The sequence below is a fragment of the Hydrogenophaga sp. genome (assembly GCF_026125825.1).
Classification (GTDB): domain Bacteria; phylum Pseudomonadota; class Gammaproteobacteria; order Burkholderiales; family Burkholderiaceae_C; genus Hydrogenophaga.
In genome coordinates this window covers 1-18003 of record NZ_JAHCKK010000057.1, presented here as the reverse complement: position 1 = coordinate 18003, position 18003 = coordinate 1, and the positions used below count along the sequence as shown (strand labels likewise).

At 65.3% G+C, this 18003-nt stretch carries 18 protein-coding genes; 2 read left to right on the top strand and 16 right to left on the bottom strand.

What is annotated here, in order from left to right; all coding sequences use genetic code 11:
- Positions 1 to 7: 7 nt before the first annotated feature.
- The 13 genes from lpxA to rpsB form a co-directional block, all read right to left on the bottom strand.
- Complete coding sequence (lpxA, locus tag KIT86_RS17045) at positions 8 to 802, bottom strand: acyl-ACP--UDP-N-acetylglucosamine O-acyltransferase (protein ID WP_297400507.1); 795 nt, start codon at positions 800 to 802, stop codon at positions 8 to 10.
- 17 nt (positions 803 to 819) lie between these two features.
- Positions 820 to 1260, bottom strand: coding sequence for a 3-hydroxyacyl-ACP dehydratase FabZ (fabZ, locus tag KIT86_RS17040; protein ID WP_297400505.1), 441 nt, complete (start codon positions 1258 to 1260; stop codon positions 820 to 822).
- Positions 1257 to 2309: a UDP-3-O-(3-hydroxymyristoyl)glucosamine N-acyltransferase gene (lpxD, locus tag KIT86_RS17035; RefSeq protein WP_297400503.1), complete on the bottom strand. Its 1053-nt coding sequence runs from the start codon at positions 2307 to 2309 to the stop codon at positions 1257 to 1259. The genes fabZ and lpxD overlap by 4 nt, the downstream gene beginning before the upstream one ends.
- An 18-nt stretch (positions 2310 to 2327) precedes the next feature.
- The gene (locus tag KIT86_RS17030) at positions 2328 to 2846 is read right to left on the bottom strand and encodes an OmpH family outer membrane protein (RefSeq protein WP_297400501.1); all 519 of its coding nucleotides are present in this window, start codon (positions 2844 to 2846) and stop codon (positions 2328 to 2330) included.
- Entirely contained in the window at positions 2846 to 5170 is a 2325-nt protein-coding gene (gene bamA / locus KIT86_RS17025) for an outer membrane protein assembly factor BamA (RefSeq protein WP_297400498.1), read from the bottom strand. The genes KIT86_RS17030 and bamA overlap by 1 nt, the downstream gene beginning before the upstream one ends.
- A gap of 13 nt (positions 5171 to 5183) precedes the next feature.
- The gene (rseP, locus tag KIT86_RS17020) at positions 5184 to 6548 is read right to left on the bottom strand and encodes an RIP metalloprotease RseP (protein WP_297400496.1); all 1365 of its coding nucleotides are present in this window, start codon (positions 6546 to 6548) and stop codon (positions 5184 to 5186) included.
- Positions 6549 to 6597: 49 nt separating this feature from the next.
- On the bottom strand, positions 6598 to 7782 hold the full coding sequence (ispC, locus tag KIT86_RS17015) for a 1-deoxy-D-xylulose-5-phosphate reductoisomerase (RefSeq protein ID WP_297400494.1): 1185 nt from the start codon (positions 7780 to 7782) through the stop codon (positions 6598 to 6600).
- A gap of 6 nt (positions 7783 to 7788) precedes the next feature.
- On the bottom strand, positions 7789 to 8610 hold the full coding sequence (locus KIT86_RS17010; RefSeq protein ID WP_297400492.1) for a phosphatidate cytidylyltransferase: 822 nt from the start codon (positions 8608 to 8610) through the stop codon (positions 7789 to 7791).
- Positions 8603 to 9370, bottom strand: coding sequence for a polyprenyl diphosphate synthase (uppS, locus tag KIT86_RS17005; RefSeq protein WP_297400490.1), 768 nt, complete (start codon positions 9368 to 9370; stop codon positions 8603 to 8605). The genes KIT86_RS17010 and uppS overlap by 8 nt, the downstream gene beginning before the upstream one ends.
- A 26-nt stretch (positions 9371 to 9396) precedes the next feature.
- Positions 9397 to 9957, bottom strand: coding sequence for a ribosome recycling factor (gene frr / locus KIT86_RS17000; protein WP_297400488.1), 561 nt, complete (start codon positions 9955 to 9957; stop codon positions 9397 to 9399).
- 43 nt (positions 9958 to 10000) lie between these two features.
- Positions 10001 to 10711: a UMP kinase gene (pyrH, locus tag KIT86_RS16995; protein WP_297400487.1), complete on the bottom strand. Its 711-nt coding sequence runs from the start codon at positions 10709 to 10711 to the stop codon at positions 10001 to 10003.
- Between the two features lie 147 nt (positions 10712 to 10858).
- Positions 10859 to 11752 carry a translation elongation factor Ts gene (tsf, locus tag KIT86_RS16990; protein ID WP_297400485.1) on the bottom strand — a complete coding sequence of 298 codons (894 nt, stop codon included), beginning with the start codon at positions 11750 to 11752 and terminating at the stop codon, positions 10859 to 10861.
- Positions 11753 to 11866: 114 nt separating this feature from the next.
- A complete protein-coding gene (gene rpsB, locus KIT86_RS16985; RefSeq protein WP_297400482.1) occupies positions 11867 to 12616 on the bottom strand; it encodes a 30S ribosomal protein S2 in 750 nt (249 codons plus the stop codon).
- Between the two features lie 325 nt (positions 12617 to 12941).
- Between rpsB and KIT86_RS16980 the strand changes: the two genes are divergently transcribed.
- Both KIT86_RS16980 and KIT86_RS16975 read left to right on the top strand, forming a co-directional pair.
- Positions 12942 to 14222 (top strand): FAD-dependent oxidoreductase, encoded by a 1281-nt coding sequence (locus KIT86_RS16980; protein WP_297400480.1) that lies wholly within the window; start codon positions 12942 to 12944, stop codon positions 14220 to 14222.
- A gap of 115 nt (positions 14223 to 14337) precedes the next feature.
- Complete coding sequence (locus KIT86_RS16975) at positions 14338 to 15879, top strand: NAD(P)H-hydrate dehydratase (protein ID WP_297400479.1); 1542 nt, start codon at positions 14338 to 14340, stop codon at positions 15877 to 15879.
- Between the two features lie 7 nt (positions 15880 to 15886).
- Here the strand turns inward: KIT86_RS16975 and KIT86_RS16970 are convergent, their stop codons facing one another.
- From KIT86_RS16970 to KIT86_RS16960, 3 genes are all read right to left on the bottom strand, one after another.
- The gene (locus tag KIT86_RS16970) at positions 15887 to 16438 is read right to left on the bottom strand and encodes a YggT family protein (RefSeq protein WP_297400477.1); all 552 of its coding nucleotides are present in this window, start codon (positions 16436 to 16438) and stop codon (positions 15887 to 15889) included.
- Positions 16439 to 16478: 40 nt separating this feature from the next.
- A complete protein-coding gene (locus tag KIT86_RS16965) occupies positions 16479 to 17414 on the bottom strand; it encodes a gamma-glutamyl-gamma-aminobutyrate hydrolase family protein (protein WP_297400475.1) in 936 nt (311 codons plus the stop codon).
- Positions 17415 to 17437: 23 nt separating this feature from the next.
- Positions 17438 to 18003: S1 RNA-binding domain-containing protein (locus KIT86_RS16960; protein ID WP_297400473.1), on the bottom strand; the 566-nt coding region annotated here is incomplete at its 5' end.

The following is an 18003-nucleotide window of genomic DNA, read 5'->3' as shown; positions in this document are numbered from 1 at the left end:
GAGCGCTTCAACGGACGATGCCGCGCTGGGGCGACACCTGCCCGAGGAAGTCCAGCATCATGGCGACATCGGGCTTGGCATCCGGCGTCTTGTCGGACAGCCCTTGAATGCGCGCCACGGCGTCGTCCAGCTTGAGATCGTCCCGGTACAGCGCCTTGTGCATGGCCTTCACGGCCGCGATGCGCTCAGGTGAGAAGCCGCGGCGGCGAAGGCCTTCAAAATTCATGGAACGCGCCTGGGCCGGCTGGCCCTGGCACATCACAAACGGCGGCAGGTCGGCAAACAGCAGCGAACACATGGCCGTCATGGCGTGCGCGCCAATGCGCACGAACTGGTGCACCACGGTGAAACCGCCGAGGATCACCCAGTCGTCCACCACCACATGGCCGGCGAGCTGCGAATTGTTGGCGAAGATGGTGTGGTTGGCCACCACGCAGTCGTGCGCCAGGTGCACGTAAGCCATGATCCAGTTGTCGTCGCCGACCTGGGTCACCGCCCGATCGCCCGGCGAGCCGATATTGAAGGTGCAGAACTCGCGGATCGTGTTGCGGTGACCGATCACCAGCTCGCAAGGCTCACCGGCGTATTTCTTGTCCTGCGGGATGGCGCCCAATGAGTTGAACTGGAAGATGCGGTTGTCGCGGCCGATGGTGGTATGCCCCTCGATCACGCAGTGGGCGCCGACCGTGGTGCCGGCGTCGATTTTCACGTGGGGCCCGATCACCGTGTACGGACCAACGCTCACGGAACTGTCCAGCTCGGCAGACGGCTCGATGACCGCCGTAGGGTGGATCAATGACACAAGGTGCCCTCCCCGATTCAGGCGACGGTGCGCATGGTGCACATCAGCTCGGCTTCGCACGCCACCTGATCGCCCACACGCGAGACACCCTTGAACTTGAAGATGCCGGCCTTGGCGCGCTCCAGGCTCACATCCATGATGAGCTGGTCGCCCGGTTCGACCGGGCGCTTGAAGCGTGCGCCGTCGATACCGGCAAAGTAATAGACCGTCTTGTCATCGGGCGTGACGCCCATCGTGTCGAAGGACAGCAGCGCCGCAGCCTGGGCCATGGCTTCGAGCATCAGCACACCCGGCATGACCGGGCGATGTGGAAAGTGGCCAACGAAAAACGGCTCGTTGATGGTCACATTCTTCAGTGCCTTGATGCTCTTGCCCTTGTCCAGCTCCAGCACGCGATCGACCAAAAGGATGGGGTATCGGTGCGGCAACTGCTTGAGAATCTGGTGGATGTCCATCATGGCTTTGAATTGTTTTGAAGGGCTTGTTCGATTGCCAGCTCCGCGGCCTTGAGGCGCTCGCGCAGGCGGTTGAGCTGCTTGAGGGAGGCAGCGTTCTTTTCCCAGCTGGCATTGTCGTCGATGGGGAACATGCCGGTGTAATGCCCTGGCTTGAGCAAGGATCGCGTGACCACCGAGGCCGCCGACACATGCACGCCATCGGCCAGCCGAAGGTGGCCCAGCACCACCGCCCCCCCGCCAATGGTGCAATGCGCCCCGATGGTGGCGCTGCCGGCCACGCCGACACAACCCGCCATGGCGGTGTGCGCCCCCACGTGCACGTTGTGACCAATCTGGATCAGATTGTCCAGCTTCACGCCGTTCTCGATCACGGTGTCGTCCAGCGCGCCGCGGTCGATGCAGGTGTTGGCTCCGATCTCCACGTCATCGCCGATGCGCACCGCACCCAATTGCTCGATCTTGACCCACTCGCCCTGGTGGGGCGCGAAACCGAAGCCATCGGCCCCGATCACCGCACCAGAGTGCACCACGCAGCGCGCGCCCACCCTGCAGCGCTCCCCTAGAGTGACACGCGCATGAAGCCACGTGCCTTCACCCACATGGGCCCCGTCACCCAGCACGGTGTGTGCGCCCACCCTGACACCGCGCGACAAATGAACGTCGCGCCCGATCATCGCGAACGGCCCGACGCTCACCCCCTCATCGACACGGGCCGAGGGATGGATGCTCGCCAGCGGGTCGATGCCCTGAGCAGGCGCAGCCTCGTGCTGCCGCCTCCACCACTGGGTCAGCCGCGCAAAGTAAAGGTAGGGGTCTTCCGTGACGATGCAGGCACCGCGCGCTGCGGCCTGATCCTGCAAGGCCGGGGGAACGATGAGCACCTCGGCACCGGTGCTGGTGATCTGAGCCGCATAGCGCGCCTGCGCGACGAAGGCCAGTTCGCCTGGCCCGGCCGTGGCCACGGGCGCCAGCCGATGGATCAGCAGGTCGGGTGAGCCGTGCCGCGTGCCCCCCAGGGCTTCAACGATGTCGCCCAGAGGCCTCGACACGGGTCGCCCTGGCGTGACTTACTTGCCGCCGTTCAAGCCGCTCAGCACCTTGTCGGTGATGTCGTGCTTGGGGTTGATGTACACAGCTTCCTGGATCACCAGATCGTATTTCTCGGCCTCGGCCACCTGCTTGATCACACGGTTGGCGCGCTCAAGCACGCTTTGCAGCTCTTCGTTCTTGCGCAGATTCAGGTCTTCCTGAAACTCGCGCTGCTTGCGCTGGAAATCGCGATCCTGCTCGACAAGCTGACGCTGGCGCGCCGCCCGTTGTGCATCTGGCAGCGTGGGGGACTCACGCTCGAACTTCTCCGAAGCGGTCTTGAGCTGGGCCGCCAGGCCCTGCACTTCTTTCTCGCGCCGCGAGAACTCCTGCTCGAGCTTGGTCTGCGCCGCCTTGGCCAGGTTGGCCTCGCGGAAGATCCTGTCGGTGTTCACGAAGCCGATGCGGAAATCCTGCGCCGCGGCGGCAAAGGCCAGCAGGCCCAGCCCAGCGGCCAGCAGGAGGCGTCGGTTGAAAAGTCGGGAAAAAGTCTTCATCAAAAGGAGGTTCCGATCTGAAACTGGAATTTCTGGATTCTATCGCCAGGGAATTTCCGGATGGGGTTGGCGATGGCAAAGCGCAAGGGGCCGACGGGCGAGATCCAGCTCAGGCCCACCCCCACGGAAGCGCGCAAATCGGTGGCATTTGGCCGGGTGTCATTTTCGCCATACACGTTGCCGACGTCGATGAACCCGAACATGCGCAGGGTGCGGTCGTTGCCAGCACCAGGAAAAGGCGTGATGAACTCGGCGCTGAAAGCCATGCTGCGATTGCCACCGATGTTGACCAGTTCGCCAGCCTGAACGCCCGACATGATGGGTGAGGTCGGGCCCAGGGTGCCTTGGTCGAAGCCACGCACCGAGCCGAGGCCCCCACCGTAAAAGTTCTTGAACAGCGGGAACGGTCGGCCACCCAGGCCCTTGCCATAGCCCAACTCACCGTTGAACGCGAGGGTGTACTGCTTCGTCAGGGGAATGTACTGCTGGATCTGGTAGTTGGCCTTCAGGTACCGGGTGTCGCCACCCACCCCGATCTCGGTGTTGAAGCGCTGCAAGCGACCCTGGGTCGGAACCAGTGCACTGTCGCGACCATCCCGGGACCAACCGACGGTCAGCGGCACCGAGGAACTGGTCTCTCCGAACGTGTTCGAGTATTGCTGATAGGCCTGCGGCAGGCCTGTACCAGGCTCGATCTTGGTCTGCTCGATGCCAATGCCAAAGAACACCGTATCCTGTTCGGTGAAAGGCACGCCGAACTTCACGCTGACACCTGGCGTGATGAGCCGGTAGTCACCACCCTGCTCGGTGTACGGCTGCGTCGTGCGGTAGTAGACATCAAAGCTGCGCGACACCCCATCCGGCGTGAAGTACGGGTCCACCGTGCTGACGACGATCTGTCGGTTGTAGTCGCTGGTGTTGACGTCCACGCCCAGGTAATTGCCGGAGCCGAACACGTTCTCCTGGCGGATACCGGCAATGATCGAGAGCTTGTCGGCCTGCGAATAGCCGGCGCCCAGCGTCAGGTTGCCTGTCGGCTTTTCCACCACGGTGATGGTCATGTCCACCTGGTCGGGGGTGCCCGGCACCTGCTGGGTATCGACTTCCACAGACGTGAAGAACCCCAGGCGGTCGACGCGGTCACGCGACAGGCGGATGCGGTCGCTGTCGTACCAGGCCGACTCCAGCTGGCGAAACTCGCGGCGGATGACTTCGTCGCGGGTGCGGTTGTTGCCCTCCACGTTGATGCGGCGCACGTACACACGGCGCGCGGGCTGGGCCCGCAGAACAAAGGACACCTGCTTGTTCGCCCGGTCGATGTCGCGGCTGGCCTCGACCTGGGCAAAGGCATAGCCGAAGGCCCCGAAATAATCGGTAAAGGCCTTGACGGTGCTGGTTTCGTCTTCGGCGTTGTAAGCCTCGCCCGCCCGCAACGTCACAAGCGACTTGAATTCCTCTTCGCGTCCCAGGTACTCGCCCTCGAGCGCCACCGACTTGACCACGTAGCGGTCGCCTTCGGTGATGTTGAGGGTGATGGACATGCTCTCCTTGTCCGGCGCGATCGCAACCTGGGTGGAGTCGATGCGAAATTCCAGATAGCCGCGCGTGAGGTAGTAGGAACGCAGGGTCTCGATGTCGGCGTTGAGCTTGGCACGCGAATAGCGGTCCGACTTGGTGTACCAGCTCAGCCAGCCACCGGTGTCGAGGTCGAACAGGTTGCGCAAGGTCGACTCCGAGAACGCGCGGTTGCCGACGATCCGGATTTCCCGGATCTTGGCCACATCGCCCTCCACCACGCTGAAATTGAGGTTGACGCGGTTGCGCTCGCTCGGCGTCACGGTGGTGACGATCTGCGCGGCGTACATGCTGCGGTTGATGTACTGGCGCTTAAGTTCCTGCTCGGCGCGATCGGCCAGCGCCTTGTCAAACGGCCGGCCATCGGTCAGGCCAATGTCACGCAGAGCCTTCTTCAGCACCGCGTCGTCGAACTCTTTGATGCCGGAAAAGCTGATGTCGGCGACCGTGGGCCGCTCTTCGACAATCACCACCAGCACATCGCCATTGACCTGCAGGCGCACATCGCTGAAAAGGCCAAGGCCGAACAAAGAGCGGATGGCCGTGGAGCCCTTGTCGTCGTTGTACTGGTCACCAATGCGAAACGGCAACGACGCGAACACCGTGCCTGGCTCGACACGCTGCAGTCCTTCGACACGGATGTCGCGAAGGGTGAAGGGATCCACAGCCCAGGCAGGCAAAGCCGCAAGAAGGGTCGTCGCGAGCGCAGAGAGGGTCAGGCCGCGAAGTCCGAAAGATTTTATTTTCATGGAAAAGAAGCGTTCAGCCAGCCAGGCGGGCCACATCATTGAACAAGGCGACGGACATGAGCGCCATGAGAACCACGACACCCCCTCGCTGCAGGCGCTCCATCCAGACGTCAGACACGCTGCGCCCAGTGACACCCTCCCAAAGATAATACATCAGGTGCCCTCCATCGAGGACCGGCAACGGCAGCAGGTTGAGCACGCCCAAGCTCACGCTGATCAGCGCGAGAAACAGCAGGTAAGAGGTGATACCGAGGCTGGCCGACTTTCCAGCGTAGTCGGCAATCGTCAGGGGGCCGCTGAGGTTCTTCACCGACGCTTCACCGATCAGCATGCGCCCCATCATCTTGAGCGTCAGCCAAGAGACTTCCCAGGTCCGGACGACACCGTTGACCAGGCCATCAACCGCGCCATGGCGCACCGTCGTCATCTCCGGCATGGCGCCGATGTACGCGCCGACACGCCCCACCCAGACGCCGGCCTGTTGCTCGGGCACCGGGCGAACCACGAGATGAGCGACCTGCCCTGCACGCAACACCTCCCAGTGCTGCTCGACAGGCTCACCGGCCTGGCCCACGGCCGCCCGGATCAGGGCCCGCAGACTCTGTCCATCGCGCACGCTTTGATCGTTGACCTTGCGGACGATGTCGCCTTCCCTCAGCCCGGCAGCGGCGGCGGCCCCGCCCTCCATGACCTCGCCCACCACCGGCGCGCTCCAGGGACTGGTGATGCCGATGCGCTGAAACAGGGCGGCATCGGCCTCCCGCACGTTTAGTTCGCTCAAGGGAAGCGTCACGGGGCGCGTCGCGTCGCCTTCGCGTGACGACACCCACAGCGTCATGTCTTCGCTCGACAGAGCGGCCTGCGTGAGGCGCCAGCGCAGGTCCTCGAAGGACACCACCGCACTGGCTTCGGCATCGGCCACGGCGCTCTGCGCCACCCACTCGCCCCCGCGCAAGCCGGCGCGCTCTGCGATCGAGCCCGCCACTGGACTGGCCAGCACGGGCTTGGGCTCCTCCACGCCAGTCCAATTGACAAGGGCATAGATCGCGATCGCCAGCAGCAGGTTCGCGGCAGGGCCGGCGGCAACGATGGCGGCGCGCGAGCGCAGCGGTTGGGTGTTGAAAGCCAAATGGCGCTCGGCTGGGTCAACCGGGGCCTCCCGCTCATCAAGCATTCGCACGTAGCCGCCCAGGGGCAGCGCACAGAGCACGAACTCCGTCGGGCTACCCTTCCTGCGCCAAGTCAACAGGGGTTTGCCGAAGCCGACCGAAAAACGCAGCACCTTCACACCGCAGGCCACGGCGACGCGGTAGTGGCCGTACTCGTGCACGGCGATCAGCAGACCGAGAGCCACAACAAAGGCAACGAGTGTGAGCATGGCAAGGGTTTTCGAGAATTGAACGGACGGGGTACCGGCCGTCTTGCCGTCAAGCCGCCAGACGGTCTATCTGGGCTTGCGCGATGGCACGCGTTTCCGCGTCGATCGCCAGGAGGTCGTCAAGCCCGTGAGGCTTCGAGGGGGTCAGGGCCTGCAAAGTTGCATGGTTGACGACATGGATCTGGTCGAACCGCAGCCGATGGGCCAGAAACGCGGCCACCGCCTCCTCGTTCGCGGCATTGAGCACTGCGGTCGTGCCCATCGGGCCGCCCAGGGCGTCCCAGGCAAGGCGCAGGCCGGGGAAACGGCGGTCATCGGGTTTTTCAAAGCTGAGTGCACCCAGCGAGGCGAAATCCAGCGCGGCCGCGCCCGACACGATGCGCTCCGGCCAAGAGAGGCCGTATGCGATGGGACCGCGCATGTCAGGGGTGCCCATCTGTGCCACCACGGAGCTGTCGGTGTACTGCACCATCGAATGAATGACACTCTGCGGGTGGATCACCACCTCGATCTGCGAGGCAGGCAATCCAAACAGGTAGCAGGCCTCGATGACTTCCAGCGCCTTGTTCATCATGGTCGCCGAGTCCACCGAGATCTTGCGGCCCATCACCCAGTTGGGGTGCGCGCAGGCCTGCTCTGGCGTCACTTCGTGCAAGGTGTGGGGATCGCGCGTGCGGAACGGGCCGCCTGACGCGGTGAGCACGATCTTGTCGACCCGGCGCGTCCAGGTCGACGGATCTTCAGGCAGCGACTGGAACACCGCCGAATGCTCGCTGTCGATGGGCAGAAGGGTTGCCCCCCCTTCGCGAACCGCCTGCATGAAGAGCTCGCCACCGACCACCAGCGCCTCCTTGTTGGCCAGCAGCAATTTCTTGCCCGCCTGCGCAGCCGCGAGGCTGGGGGCGAGACCCGCTGCACCAACAATGGCGGCCATCACGGCATCCACTGCCTCGGCGCGGCTGACCTCGCACAACGCCTGCGCCCCCGACAGCACCTCGACCGACAGGCCGAGCTCGCGCACGCGGGCGGCCAGTTGTTGCGCATGCGCCGGGCTGGCCATGACAGCATACCGGGGGGCAAAGCGCTGGCACTGCTCCAGAATCGCCTCCACCTGCGTGGCGGCGGTCAGCGCAAAGACGGTGTAGCGATCGGGGTGTCGGGCGATCACGTCCAGCGTGCTGACCCCGATCGAGCCTGTGGAGCCCAGGATGGTGATGGCTTGGGGGCGGTTCATGGCCGTTCAGATGGTGATGAGCATCATGGCCAGCGGCAGCACGGGCAGCAAGGCGTCGACACGATCGAGCACGCCGCCGTGACCTGGCAGGAGCTGGCTGGAATCCTTGGCACCTGCACTTCGCTTGACCAACGACTCCACCAGATCACCCACCACGCTCATGGCAACGAGAAACACCAGCGACAGCACGGCAAGCCCTGGCCCCAGGGCCCAGAGGCGCGCGTACAGGCTGTTGCCCTGCGCATCGGCCCAAAGCCAGCAGGCGGCGAGCAGAAAAACCCCTGCCAGTCCACTGATGGCGCCTTCCCAGCTCTTGCCCGGGCTGATCGTGGGAGCCAGCTTGCGCTTGCCCAAGGCCTTGCCGCCGAAGTAAGCCGCGATATCGGCGGTCCAGACCAGCAGCAGCACGGACAGCAGAAAGCCCAGGCCCACCATGCGCGCGTGCACCATGGCGAGCCAGGCGCAGGCGATGAGCGCCAGCCCCACCCACAGGCGCAAGCCGGAAGGCCACGCGCTCCAGCCCTTCACGCCGCGGCCCAGCATCACGACGGCCAGCAATACCCAGGCGGCACCAACGGCCAGCCAGAGCGGTCGCAACGACAGGTTCAAACCACCAGCCCACCAGACCAACGCCATGAGCGCGCCCAGACCGAGGCCGAGGCCCAATGAAAGCGATGAGCCGCTGCCGTTGAGGCGCGCCCATTCCCAGCCGCCCGCCACGATCAGCAGCAGCGTCAGGGCGGCAAACGGTTCAATCGAGGGGTAGAACAGCGCAGGCAGAAGGACGGCCAGCAGCAGCAGGGCCGTGATGATGCGCTGCTTAAGCATGCCGCTGGCCCACTGCGACCACCTCGGGCTCGACCTCCGCACGTTGCTCGGCGGTCTGGCCGAAGCGGCGCTCGCGCCGGGCGAACTCGGCCAATGCGCGGTCCAGTTCGGCCGCATCGAAATCTGGCCACAGGCAATCGGTGAAGAGCAGCTCGGTGTAGGCGGACTGCCAGAGCAGGAAGTTGCTGATGCGCAATTCGCCACCGGTGCGGATCAGGAGATCCGGGTCGTTCACGTGCGACAGCGCCATCGCACCCGCCAGGCTCGCCTCCGTGATCTCCGCGCCTTGCTGCGCAAGGCGGCGGGCCGCCTGAGCGATATCCCAGCGTCCACCGTAGTTGAAGCACACATTCAAGACCAGGGTCTGATTGTGTGCGGTCTCGCGCTCGGCAGCCTCCAGCCCCTGCACCACTCGCGCCGACAGGCCCTCCCGATTGCCTGGGAAGTGCAACCGCACGCCGCTCTTCTTCAGGCTGGGAACCTCGCGCGACAGCGCCATTGCCAGCAGGTCCATGAGACCGGAGACCTCCTCCACGGGGCGGTTCCAGTTCTCGGACGAGAACGCGAAAACGGAGAGCACAGGCACGCCGCGCTCAATGCAGGCCTTGACCACCCCGCGCAATGCGTCCACGCCCTGCTTGTGCCCGGCCGCGCGCGGCAACCAACGCTTCTGCGCCCAGCGACCATTGCCATCCATGACGATGGCCACGTGGCCAGGCAGTTTCGCCGACAGGGAGGGGAGTGTTGCAGCTGTAGCCATGGCCAGGAGGTCGATCGAAGGGCGGATCAGACCGCCATGATGTCCTGTTCCTTGGATGCCACCAGACGATCCACCTCCGCAATCATGCGGTCGGTCAGCTTCTGGATGTCTTCCTGAGAGCGGCGGTCGTCGTCTTCGGACGCCAGCTTCTCCTTGACCAGCTTCTTCACCGATTCGTTGGCGTCGCGACGCAGGTTGCGCACCGCGATTTTGGCGGCCTCGCCTTCACCACGGACCACCTTGGTGAGTTCCTTGCGGCGCTCCTCGGTCATGGGTGGCATGGGCACGCGGATCAGGTCGCCCTGGCTGGACGGGTTCAGGCCGAGGTCCGATTCCCGGATGGCCTTCTCGATCTTGGGACCCATGCCTTTTTCCCACGGGGCCACGCCGATGGTGCGCGCGTCCAGCAGCGTCAGGTTGGCCACCTGGGACAGCGGCAGCATGGAGCCGTAGTACTCCACATGCACCGTGTCCAGCAAGGCGGGGTTGGGCCGCCCGGTGCGGACCTTGGTCAAACTGTTCTTGAGCGCTTCCACCGATTGAAGCATCTTGTGCTCAGCGGTTTTGCGGATGTCGTCGGTGCTCATGAAAACTCCTCAATGCAGCGGGAAATGAAATGCCAAACAGGCATCAGACGTGAACCAGCGTGCCCTCATCGCCCCCCTGCACCACCTTGCGCAGCGCCCCGGGCTTGAAGATCGAAAACACCTTCACGGGCAGCTTCTGGTCGCGGCACAGCGCAAACGCGGTGGCATCCATCACCTGCAGGTTCTTGCTCATGGCCTCGTCAAACGAAATGGTGGTGTAGCGCGTGGCGCTGGGGTCCTTGTTCGGATCGGCGGTATAGACACCATCGACCTTGGTGGCCTTGAGCACGATTTCCGCACCGATCTCGGCGCCGCGCAGCGCGGCAGCCGTATCGGTGGTGAAGAAGGGATTGCCCGTGCCGGCGGCAAAGACGACCACCTTGCCCTCTTCGAGATACTGCAAGGCCTTGGGCCGAACGTAAGGCTCGACCACCTGCTCGATGGCAATGGCAGACATCACGCGCGCCACCAAGCCGGCCTTGTCCATGGTATCGGCCAGCGCGAGCGAGTTCATCACGGTCGCCAACATGCCCATGTAGTCGGCCGTGGCCCGGTCCATGCCGACCGAGCCGCCGGCCACGCCGCGGAAGATGTTGCCGCCACCGATGACAATGGCCACCTGGACGCCCAGGCGGGTGACTTCGGCGATTTCTTCCACCATGCGCACGATGGTGGCCCGGTTGATGCCGAACGCGTCATCGCCCATCAGGGCCTCTCCCGACAGTTTCAACAGAATCCGTTTGTAGGCTGGCATGAGGCAACTTTCAGGAAATCAATAAACAAACATTCAACCGGCAAGTGTAGCGAGGAGCCCGCGTTCACCCGCCGCATCGGGGCGTAAATAAGCCCCACACGGCACAACGGGCCTTGCGGCCCGTTGTATCGTCCAGTCTCGGCAGGATCAGGCGCCCTTGGCGGCAGCCACTTGCGCGGCCACTTCCGCCGCGAAGTCATCGACCTTTTTTTCGATGCCCTCGCCGACCACGAACAGCGTGAAGCCCTTGACGTTGGTGCCAGCGGCCTTGAGCATCGCGCCCACGGTCTGCTTGCCGTCGGCGGCCTTCACGAAGACCTGATCGAACAGCGAGACCTCCTTGAGGTACTTCTGGACCGAACCTTCCACCATCTTGGCGACGATGTCGGCAGGCTTGCCCGACTCAGCGGCCTTGGCGGCAGCCACCGAGCGCTCGCGCTCGATCAGCTCAGCAGGCACGTCAGCCGAAGTCAGCGACACAGGCTTCATGGCGGCCACGTGCATGGCGACGTCCTTGGCGGCCACGGCATCGCCTTCAAACTCCACCACGACGCCAATGCGGGTACCGTGCAGGTAACCGGCGAGCTGGCCGCCGTTGGCCCAATGCTTGAACCGGCGGAACGACATGTTTTCGCCGATCTTGCCGATCAGGCCTTTGCGCACGTCTTCCAGGGTAGGGCCGAACCCGTCCTGGCTGTAGGGCAGCGCGCCCAGGGCCTCGAGATCGGCAGGTTGGTGCTCCGCCACCAGCTTGGCCGCTGCGTTGGCCAGCGCCAGGAAGCTGTCGTTCTTCGTGACGAAGTCGGTTTCGCAGTTGACTTCGATCAGGGCACCCGTGGTGCCATGGATGGAGCTGGCCACGACGCCTTCTGCGGTGACACGGCTGGCGGCCTTGCCGGCCTTCGTGCCGAGCTTGACACGCAGCAGCTCTTCGGCCTTGGCCATGTCGCCATCGGCTTCGGTCAGGGCTTTCTTGCACTCCATCATGGGTGCGTCGGTCTTGGCGCGCAGTTCGGCGACCATGCTTGCGGTAATTGCCATTTCAGTTTCTCCGTTCGCCGTTGTGCCCGCTGGGCAGCAACGGTCTGTTTCAATGATCGGGTGGCCTTATGAAAAAGGGGCTACACGAGCCCCTCTTTCATGCAAGAGTCAAGCTCAGGCAGCAGCAGCGTCCTTGACTTCCACGAACTCGTCGGCCGCAGGCGACGCCTTGACCGTTTCGGTGACCGCGTTGCTGCGGCCTTCAATGATGGCGTCGGCGATGCCACGGGCGTACAGCGCCACGGCGCGGGCCGAGTCGTCGTTGCCGGGGATGACGTAGTCAATGCCCACGGGCGAGTGGTTGGTATCGACCACACCCACCAGCGGGATGCCCAGCTTCTGGGCTTCGAGCACGGCAATCTTGTGGAAGCCCACGTCGATGACAAAGATGGCATCGGGCAGCGCGTTCATGTCCTGAATGCCGCCGATGTCCTTCTCGAGCTTTTCCATTTCGCGAGCAAACATCAGCTGCTCTTTCTTGGTCATGCTGTCCAGGCCGGCTTCCTTCTGGGCTTGCATGTCCTTCAGGCGCTTGATGGAGGTCTTGACCGTCTTGAAGTTGGTCAGCATGCCACCCAGCCAGCGCTGGTCGACAAAAGGCACGCCGGCGCGGCGGGCTTCCTGGGCCACGATGTCGCGCGATTGGCGCTTGGTGCCCACCATCAGGATGGTGCCGCGGTTGGCGGAGAGCTGGCGCACGAACTTGGCCGCCTCTTCGAACAGGGGCAGCGTCTTTTCGAGGTTGACGATGTGGATTTTGTTGCGATGGCCGAAGATGTACGGAGCCATCTTGGGGTTCCAGAAGCGGGTCTGGTGTCCAAAGTGGACACCGGCTTCCAGCATTTCGCGCATGGAGATAGACATGAGTTAACTTTCCAGAGGTTGAGTCTAAAATCCAGCCCCGATCACCTGTGCATTGAACGGACCGCTGACGGTCCTGGTGCTTCAGGCAACACCCGGTTGGGCTGGTTTGCGATTTCGCTCTGCAAAGGCGGCAAGAACGATGTTCGAGCCAGCCATCTGCAAAGCCTGTCGATTATAGCAGCCCGGCCGCTCCCGTCTTACTTGCTCTCCGGATCGCGCTCCCTTGGCGCGTCCGGTGTGCTTCTGCGCCACGTCCCATGCCCGATGCCTCGCTGACCGCCGATTGCCCGCCTTTCCCCCCCGCCCTCTTGCCCGGAGGGGCATCGTGAAAGTCGCCGTGGTGGGAGCGGGCGTGATCGGCACCACGACCGCATTCGAGCTGACGCGAGACGGACATGAAGTCACGGTGTTTGAGCGCCGCAGCACCGTGGCCGAAGAGGCCAGCTTCGCCAGCGGCGCGCTCGTCGCTGCGGGCTGGACGGCCCCCTGGGGCCGTCCAGAGCGAAGCCTGCGCATGCCCTGGGCCACGCGCCCCGGGGGGCTGAAGCTGGCTCGGCTGCCGCGGGGCGGGGAATGGCGCTGGATCTGGCGCTGGCTGCAAGCCGGCCAGGGTCCGCACCAGGCGGACCGCCATCGGCAGATCCACCAATGGGTGCAGTACAGCCAGCAGCGCCTTCTCGCGATCACCGAGGAGCGGGACCTTGACCACGACCGAAGCCAAGGCATGCTGGTGCTCTGGCGGCAAGCGCGGGAGGCCGAACAGGCCCAGCCCGCCCTGCAGCAGATGAAAGAACTCGGGATTCCCTGCCGCGAACTGTCCGCCGACCAGGCCCGGGCGCTGGAACCGGCCCTGAACCCTGAAACGCCTTTGCATGGCGCGATTGAATTGGGCGGGGAAGCTGCAGCCAATTGCCGCGAATTCGCGCTGTCGATCCGCGTCGAAGCCCAGCAACTCGGCTGCCGTTTCGTGTTCAGCACGACGGTGGACGCCGTCGAACCCCTGGGGCCCACCGCCGGCGTGAACCTGCGCCTCTCGAGCAGCGCCAACGCAGGAACCAGCGATGTCCAGCGATTCGACGCCGTGGTGGTATGTGCGGGCGTGCAAAGCACGGGCCTGCTGCGCCCCCTTGGGCTGCGCCTGCCATTGCAGCCTGTCTACAGCCATTCGCTCAGCGCTGCCGTGCGGGAACCGCTGGACGCCCCGATGTCGGCGGTGCTGGACGCGGGCTACGGCATCTCGATAGCGCGGTTGGGACAGCGCATTCGCGTGGCGGGCGGCAGCGAGTTCGGCGCCACGCCCGGCCAACCCTCCAAAGCCACGCTGAAACAGCTTTACGCCGTGCTGTCGGACTGGTTCCCTGGCTCCGTGCGCCTGGGCGGGCCACGAGGCAGCGTTCAGGAATGGCAAGGCGCCCAGGCGACGCTGCCCGACGGCCTGCCCTTGGTAGGCGCCACGCGCTTCCCGGCCGTGTGGGTGAACCTGGGGCACGGCAGCGCCGGCTGGGCCATGGCATGTGGCACCGCGCGAGCGCTGGCCGATCAGCTGGCAGCCCGGTCTCCTGACATCGACGTTTCCGGCAGTTCGCCCCAGCGCCACGGCCTCTGACACGCCGGGCAGGTGGCCAGCGGCTGCGCGCAAACATGTTGAAATGCGTCCATGCCTTGAGAGGAGCGAGACTTTGGACGCGCCAAGCTTCATCACTGCCACCGGACCGCGACCGGTGCCCGCCGCCGGCCGCCTGGCCTTGTACGGCAGCGCCGCCACGCGCCAGATCGAACACGAGGCCGCAACCGCCCTACCCGACCACACCTTGATGTCGCGCGCCGGCCTCGCGGTCGCGAGGCTTGCACGCGCCCTGCAGCCGCACGCCACACGCATCTGGGTGGCCTGCGGCCCCGGCAACAATGGCGGTGACGGCCTCGTCGCTGCCACCCACCTGCACCAATGGACGCAAGAACAGGGTGGACTTGCCGAAGTGGTCGTGACGCACGCCGTGGAAGACGAATCCCGGATGCCAGCCGATGCCCACCAGGCCCTGATCGCAGCGCGAGCCTGCGGCGTCCCGTTCCACGACGCCCCGCCCGCAGACTTCGATCTCGCCATCGATGCCGTGCTCGGCATCGGCCCGCAAAGGCCGCTGGGAGGCGCCATTGCCCAATGGGTGGACCTTCTTCGTGCCACCGAGCAGCCAGTGTTGTGCGTCGACGTACCCAGCGGGCTGGATGCCGATACGGGTGTGCTGGCGCCCTCGATCGGTCGCACCGGCGGTGTGCCGGGCCCGCGCCACACACTGTCCTTGCTCACCCTCAAGCCAGGCTTGTTCACTGGCGCCGGGCGCGACGCCGCCGGGTGCGTCTGGTTTGACGACCTGAATGCCGCGCCGGCGGGCAAAGTGCCTGTAACCGCCTGGCTGGCCGGACAGCCGTTGGCCATTCGATCGCGACCCCATGCCAGCCACAAGGGCAGCTTTGGTGATGTGCTGGTGCTCGGTGGCCAAGGCATCGCGGTGCATGGTGCCGGCATGACGGGCGCCGCCTTGCTCGCCGCCCGAGCCGCGCTGCACGCTGGCGCCGGCCGCGTGTTCGTCGGCCTGCTCGAAGGTGATTCAACCCATCCGACGCACTGGGACCCCATCTGCCCCGAGCTCATGTTCCGCAGCCCGGCGTTGCTGCTGGCACCGGAGGTCCTGCGCCACGCGAGCGTCGTGTGCGGCTGCGGCGGTGGCACTTCGGTGGCCGCGCTGCTGCCACAAGTGCTAGGTGCCGCCCACCGGCTGGTGCTCGACGCCGACGCGCTCAATGCGATCGCCGACGACACGTCGCTTCAGACGCTCCTCGGCCAGCGGCACGGCAAGGGCTGGATCACCGTGCTCACCCCCCATCCCCTGGAAGCCGCTCGTCTGCTTGGCAGAACGACCCCCGAGGTCATGGCCGATCGACTGAAGGCTGCACAGGCCCTGGCCGATCGATTCGGCGCACTGTGCGTGCTCAAGGGCTCGGGCTCGGTGCTGGCTGCGCCGGGTGAGGTGCCGCTCATCAACGCCAGCGGGAACGGCGCTCTGGCCACCGCCGGCACCGGGGACGTGCTGGCCGGCATGATCGGCAGTGCCATCGCGCCCCAAGGGGCGTCCAGCGAGGGCGTGCGAGACAGGGTTGCCGCGGCCGTGCATTGGCACGGATGGCTGGCCGATCACTGGGACGAAGACGCCGCCCAAGGGCTCACAGCCAGCCGCCTGGCTGCGCGGGCGCGCTTCCCAGGCTGAACCCTCGTCAGCCCAGCAGCATCAGGCCGACCTGCAGCAGGATGATGACCAGCAGCACGGACAAGTCCACGCCACCGACCAAGGGAACGATGCGCCGCACCGGGCGCAGGATGGGCGCGCACAGTCGATCAAGCGTGCCCATCAACGGCGACTGGGGTTGGACCCATGACAGGATGGCGTAGCCGATCAGCAGGATCATCAAACCCTGCAGCACGGTGCGAACCAGCAGGCGCACCGCCATGGTGAAGACGATCGTGACAATCCCAGCAGCCGAGCCCGGGGCGGCGGACACGCTCGCGGCCAGCAGCCACCAGAGGACGCCAAAGGCCAGCGCAAGCAACACGGCCGCGCCAAGGCTGCCCCAGTCCACGCGGCTCTGCGCGAGCGAGCGTGGCAGCACACGGCGCAGCGGCGCCACCAGCCAGTCGGTCACCGCGATGGCAAAACGACCAGGCTGGCCTGACATGTTGATGCGCAAGTGGTTCATCCAGGCCCGCAACAATGCCGCGGCCACGAGAAAGAAGAAGAACGTCTCTAGCAGAAAGAAAACAATGCGCATGGCGTGGGGCGGCGGATGACGGAGGGAACAGAGTGTAGGCTCAGGCGCCCAGTCGCAAGGGCGCCCGGGGCGTGCGCGGATCGGGCTCGTGCCCGCTGGCCAGCCGCTCCAGGGCGGCCGCCCGCGACGCCTCCAGAAAGTCCAGCATGATGGGTGAACTGTCGGCCAGCGCGTCGCGCCCGTGGTGGAACTCGGGGTGCCATTGCACACCCCGCGCATAGGTGTCACCGGTCCAGCGAATGGCCTCGACCATGCCGTCCAGGGTTGACACAGCCTCCACCACCATCCCCTTGCCCAGTTCCGCCACCGCCTGGTGATGAATGCTGGTCACCCGCAGCTGAGAGGCATTGGGATACAGCTTGGTCAGAGCGGTGCCCTGGAGAAAGGTCACGTCGTGCTCCAGCTGGTCATACAGATCGGTGTCCACGTGGGCATGGGCCGCCGGGCACTGGGTTGGAATGTCCTGGTACAACGTCCCGCCAAAGGCAACGTTGAGCAGTTGCGCGCCCCGGCAGACACCCAGCACCGGTTTCTTCTGCGCAAGAAAGGTGCGAAGCAAGGCCAGCTCATAGCGGTCGCGCACCACATCGCCCTGCCAGCGCGGGTCCATCGGTGTCTGCCCATAGCTTTGGGGCGCCACATCGGCACCGCCCTGCAGCACCAGTGCGTCGAGCTCCTGGACCACCTGCTCCACCTTGAGGTGGCGCGCCGCATGCTTGCTGTCGTGCGCGACGGCCGGCACCATGAAAGCCACCGCCCCGTGCTCCATGATCCAGTGGGCCAGCGACTGCTCGATGTACTGCAGGATCTTGTTTCGGAACCCCAGCTCCTGCGGCGCCTGGTGCAGCAGGCGTGCCGAGACGCCGATGCGCAAAGCCCGGTCGGTGGGCACGGCCGCAGGCTCGCGCCGGCGCACCACCGTTGACTTTGCAGGTTTGGCAGCAGGGCTCTTGGTCAAGGCGGCGGAGTTGGGCATGGCGAAATCGGGTGGGGACCGCTTCAGCGACGGCTCTTGCGCGATTGGCTTGCGGTGCTCCGGGCTCCGCCACGCTCGCCCTTCTTGCCCGCAGCCTTTCTCACGGCAGCCTTGACGTCCATGGCGGGCGCCTGGCGCCCTTGCGGCGCACCTTCGCTCCGGTTGCGACGCGACTTGCCCGCTCGGGCTGCGGGCGCCTGGTTGTCAGGGCCAGACGGCTGGCCGGTCTTGTCGCGCATGGCTCGCAACACCAGGTCGTCGTCGCCGCTGACCAAGCGGAAGTCGATGCGCCGGCCATCCAGATCCACCCGACTGACCTGTACCTGCACGCGCGTACCCAATCCATATCGGATGCCAGTGCGTTCGCCCCGCAACTCCTGGCGCGCTTCGTCGAACCGGAAGTACTCGCCACCGAGTTCGGTGATGTGCACCAGCCCCTCGACGTACATCGCGTCGAGCGTGACGAAGAGGCCGAAACTCGTGACCGCGGTCACCACCCCGCTGAACTCCTCGCCCAGGTGCTCGCGCATGTACTTGCACTTGAGCCAGGCCTCCACATCGCGGCTGGCCTCGTCGGCGCGGCGCTCGT

What these genes read in the sequence shown, in the direction of transcription:
- fabZ (WP_297400505.1), bottom strand. Translation starts at nt 1,260, where the DNA reads ATGATGGACATCCACCAGATTCTCAAGCAGTTGCCGCACCGATACCCC.
- KIT86_RS17030 (WP_297400501.1), bottom strand. Translation starts at nt 2,846, where the DNA reads ATGAAGACTTTTTCCCGACTTTTCAACCGACGCCTCCTGCTGGCCGCT.
- bamA (WP_297400498.1), bottom strand. Translation starts at nt 5,170, where the DNA reads ATGAAAATAAAATCTTTCGGACTTCGCGGCCTGACCCTCTCTGCGCTC.
- rseP (WP_297400496.1), bottom strand. Translation starts at nt 6,548, where the DNA reads ATGCTCACACTCGTTGCCTTTGTTGTGGCTCTCGGTCTGCTGATCGCC.
- ispC (WP_297400494.1), bottom strand. Translation starts at nt 7,782, where the DNA reads ATGAACCGCCCCCAAGCCATCACCATCCTGGGCTCCACAGGCTCGATC.
- KIT86_RS17010 (WP_297400492.1), bottom strand. Translation starts at nt 8,610, where the DNA reads ATGCTTAAGCAGCGCATCATCACGGCCCTGCTGCTGCTGGCCGTCCTT.
- uppS (WP_297400490.1), bottom strand. Translation starts at nt 9,370, where the DNA reads ATGGCTACAGCTGCAACACTCCCCTCCCTGTCGGCGAAACTGCCTGGC.
- frr (WP_297400488.1), bottom strand. Translation starts at nt 9,957, where the DNA reads ATGAGCACCGACGACATCCGCAAAACCGCTGAGCACAAGATGCTTCAA.
- pyrH (WP_297400487.1), bottom strand. Translation starts at nt 10,711, where the DNA reads ATGCCAGCCTACAAACGGATTCTGTTGAAACTGTCGGGAGAGGCCCTG.
- tsf (WP_297400485.1), bottom strand. Translation starts at nt 11,752, where the DNA reads ATGGCAATTACCGCAAGCATGGTCGCCGAACTGCGCGCCAAGACCGAC.
- rpsB (WP_297400482.1), bottom strand. Translation starts at nt 12,616, where the DNA reads ATGTCTATCTCCATGCGCGAAATGCTGGAAGCCGGTGTCCACTTTGGA.
- KIT86_RS16970 (WP_297400477.1), bottom strand. Translation starts at nt 16,438, where the DNA reads ATGCGCATTGTTTTCTTTCTGCTAGAGACGTTCTTCTTCTTTCTCGTG.
- KIT86_RS16965 (WP_297400475.1), bottom strand. Translation starts at nt 17,414, where the DNA reads ATGCCCAACTCCGCCGCCTTGACCAAGAGCCCTGCTGCCAAACCTGCA.